Genomic DNA, 2,032 nt, shown 5'->3' on the forward strand with positions numbered 1-2,032 from the left:
TTCGAGCTGCTGCGCTCGCAGCTGGCCGCCCAGCAGCCGGCCGGCGCAGCGCTGACCGCCGGCTACCTGCGCGGCGCGCCGGGGGGTCCGTGCTACCTGGTCGTCAGCGTGCACGGCACCGCCGGTGACGCCGCCTCCCGCGACATCCTGCTCACCGACCTGTTCACCGCGTTCGGCCAGCGGCTGGCCGGCACCGAGATCGCGCTGCAGCCGGTCGCCACGTCCTGGCGGGAGTGGTCGCAGCGCTGCGCCGGGCTGGCCACCCACCCCGCGGTGCTGGAGAGCCGCGACTACTGGCTGGCGACCACGGCGACGGCGACGCTGCGCATCGCCGACCAGCAGGTGCGTGGAGCGCCCGGGGTCGACGACCTGGCCCGGGTGTCGTCGGCGCTGACCGTGGCCGAGACGACCGAGATCGACGACGCCCGGCGCCGGCTCAAGCGGCCGACCGAAGAGCTGCTGCTGGCCGCGCTGGGCCGCACCGTGGCGGCCACCGCCGGCGACGGCGCCATCGCGGTCGACCTGGCCGGGCCGGGCCGGTCGGTGCTCAAACCCGACGTCGACCTGGGCCGGACCGTCGGCTGGTTCGGCACCCTGTATCCGGTGGCGCTGACCTGCGCACGCGACCGCGACGACACTGCCCGGCAGCTGCTGGACGACGTCCGCGACACGGTGAAAGCCGTGCCGCACTACGGGATCGGGTACGGCCTGCTGCGCTACCTGTATGCGCCGACCGCCCGGCTGCTCGCCGCGGTGGCACCGGCCGACATCTTCTTCAGCTACCTCGGCGCGATCCCCGACCTGCCCACCGGGTCGGCCGACGACGCCCCGGTCCAGTTCGGTTCGGACCCGGCGACGTCGGTGCGCGAGGCGCTGCCCGGGCTGGGGCACCCGGTCGAGCTGCGGGTCTACCGGTCCGGTGGGGTGCTGAATCTGGACTGGTGGCACGACACCCGGCGGGTGCCGGCGACGCAGGCCGAATCGCTGGCCGCGCGGTTCGTGGCCACCCTGATGGAGCTGACCAGGCGGGCCCTCGGCGAGGACGAACCGGACGCGGCCGCCGGTGAGCTGGCGCTGGTCGACTTGTCGTCGGCCGATATCGGTGTAGGAGAAGTCAATGCGTAGCACCGACCATGCGGTGGTCGTCAACGGCCTCGGGAAGAGCTTCGGCTCGGTGAAGGCGCTGAAGGGCATCAGCTTCAAGGTGCGGTGCGGTGAGGTGCTCGGGCTGCTCGGCCCGAACGGGGCCGGCAAGACCACCACGGTCAGCATCCTGTCCACGCTGACCCGGCCGGACAGCGGCTACGCCGAGGTGGCCGGCTACGACGTGGAGTCCCAGCCGGCCGGGGTGCGCAAGTCGATCATGCTGACCGGCCAGCACGTGGCGCTGGACGACATGCTCACCGGCCGGGAGAACCTGATGATGTTCGGCCGGCTGCGCGGGCTGCGCAAACGTCAGGCCCGGACGCGGGCCACCGAGCTGCTGGACCAGTTCGACCTGATGAAGGCCGCCGACCGCGGTGTCAGCACCTACTCCGGCGGGATGCGCCGCCGGATCGACATCGCCTGCGGGCTGGTGGTCCGCCCGGAGGTGGTCTTCCTCGACGAACCGACAACCGGGCTGGATCCGCGCAGCCGGCAAGGGATTTGGGAGTTGGTCAGCGACTTCAAGCGGGCCGGGATCGCGACGCTGCTGACCACCCAGTACCTGGAGGAAGCCGACACGCTCAGCGACCGGATCATCGTGATCGACCATGGCCGGATCATCGCGGAGGGAACCGCCAACGAACTCAAGGAACGCACCGGCGGCACCTACTGCGAGGTGGTCCCGCGCCACCTGGACGATCTGCCGGCGGTGGTCGAGGTGCTGCGCTCGCTGGTGCCGGACCGAAACCAGGTCAGGCTGCCCGCGGACACCGATCGGGTCGCGATGCCGGCACCCGACGGGCCGCACACGCTGGCGGCGGTGCTGCACCGGCTCAACGCGGCCGACATCGACCTCGCCGACATCGCGCTGCGCCGTCCCTCGCTC

Annotated in this window: 2 protein-coding genes; both read left to right on the forward strand. The window is 72.3% G+C overall.

Features of this window, described 5'->3' with window-relative positions:
* The coding region (locus AC2VNT_RS12370; RefSeq protein WP_486947139.1) for a condensation domain-containing protein at positions 1 to 1,125 on the forward strand (1,125 nt) is incomplete at its 5' end.
* On the forward strand, positions 1,118 to 2,032 hold a 915-nt coding region (locus tag AC2VNT_RS12375), incomplete at its 3' end, for an ATP-binding cassette domain-containing protein (protein WP_486947140.1). The genes AC2VNT_RS12370 and AC2VNT_RS12375, both read left to right, overlap by 8 nt.

It is taken from the genome of Mycobacterium sp. TH-M15 (assembly GCF_057473705.1).